Source organism: Mesorhizobium sp. Cs1321R2N1 (genome assembly GCF_037179725.1).
Classification (GTDB): domain Bacteria; phylum Pseudomonadota; class Alphaproteobacteria; order Rhizobiales; family Rhizobiaceae; genus Mesorhizobium; species Mesorhizobium salmacidum.
The window spans coordinates 1-1,658 of sequence record NZ_JAPYKP010000299.1 but is presented as its reverse complement, the minus strand read 5'-3'; the positions used below and the strand labels follow the sequence as shown (position 1 = coordinate 1,658).

At 68.9% G+C, this 1,658-nt stretch carries 1 protein-coding gene and 1 pseudogene; both read left to right on the top strand.

All coding sequences use genetic code 11. The features are described from left to right. Positions 1–193: pseudogene (locus O7A61_RS32130) on the top strand (FAD binding domain-containing protein); the annotation flags it as partial. After that, positions 183–1,658, top strand: a 1,476-nt coding sequence (locus O7A61_RS32125; protein ID WP_337133162.1) for a xanthine dehydrogenase family protein molybdopterin-binding subunit, incomplete at its 3' end; no start/stop codon positions are given. The pseudogene O7A61_RS32130 and the gene O7A61_RS32125, both read left to right, overlap by 11 nt.

Sequence of the window (1,658 nt, the reverse complement as noted above, 5' to 3'; positions counted from 1 at the left end):
GACCTTCGTTCGCGCCGCGGATGCCGCGTTGTCCGACGCCAGCCCCTCCGGTGACAATGCCTTCAAGATCGAGCTTGCCCGCCGCATTGTCGTCAGGGCGCTGATGGCCGCAAAGGCCGGAACGCCCGAGCGGACGCCGGCCCTTCCTGCCTCCCCCTTTTCCTCCATTCCCGGAGTGCGCCATGACGCTTGAACTCAGCCCCAACCAGCAACCCGCCCAGACGCGGCAGGGCTCCAGCATCGGCCAGCCGCTGACCCGCCGCGACGGATTCTTGAAAGTGACCGGGGCGGCGCGTTACGCCGCCGATAACCACCCGCCCGGCATGCTCTATGCCGTGCTCGCCGTCTCGAGCATCGCGCGCGGTCGGGTCGTGTCGCTGGATATCGAGGCGGCCAAGGCGCATTCGGGCGTGGTCGAGGTGATGACCCCACTGAACCGGCCGGCGCTCGCCGTCGATCCGGATGCCAAGGACCATCCCTTCATGTTCCGGCTCGACCTGCTGCAGAACGATGGGGTTCGCTATCCCAACCAGAGCATTGCCGTGGTGATCGCGGAGACGCTGGAAGCGGCGACCGAAGGCGCGGCGCTGCTGTCGCCGCGCTATGAAACGCTGCCGGCGCGGGTCGGTCTCGATGGCGGCAAAAGCTTCGTCCCGCGCGGCGTCGGCGTCGGCAACCCGGCGGTGCAGGAGAAGGGCGATGTCGAGGCCGGCCTCGAATCGGCAAGGACGCGGATCGAGGCGGCTTACGAGACGCCGGCACAGTACCACAACGCCATGGAGCCCCACGCAATCGTCGCTGCCTGGGACGGCGACCAGCTGTCGATCGACACGCCGAGCCAGGGCCTTGCCATGGCGCAAGGGCGCATCGCCGGCCTGTTCGGCATCGCGCCGCGGAACGTCCACATCCGCAGCCCGTTCCTGGGTGGCGGTTTCGGCTCCAAGGGCATGATCTCCGGGCCGCAAGTGCTCGGCATCCTGGCGGCGCGTCTCGTCGGCCGCCCGGTCAAGCTGGTGCTGCGGCGCGAGCAGATGTACGGCCCGGTCGGCCATCGCGCCCCGACCCGCCAGACATTGCGCATGGGTATGGATGGCGAAGGACGGCTGACCGCGCTCTCCCATCACGCCAGGACCACATCGAGCACGTTCGACGATTTCTTCGAACCGGCGGCGGACGCCTCGCACACGCTCTATGCCAGTCCGGCCATCGCCACCTCGCACGATGCCGTGCGGCTCGACACCGGCACGCCGCTGTTCATGCGGGCGCCGGGCGAGGCCACCGGATCGATCGCGCTGGAAAGCGCCATCGACGAGGCGGCCCATGCCTGCGGCATGGACCCGCTGGAATTCCGGCTCAGGAATTATGCCGAAGTCGAGCCCATGACCGGCAAGCCGTTCTCCTCCAAGGCGCTGCGCGAATGCTACGAACAGGCGGCCGAGGCGTTTGGCTGGGCGAGCCGCCCGCTGCAGCCGCGGCGGATGCGTGACGCGGACGGTTTCCTTACCGGCTGGGGGATGGGCACGGCGACGTTCCCGGCGCTCATGTTCCAGGCCGAGGCACGCGCGGTGCTGAGGGCCGACGGCAGCGGCTTGATGGAAACCGGCGCTCAGGACATGGGCCAAGGCGCCTGGACGGCCTTCGCCCAGATTGCAGCCGAC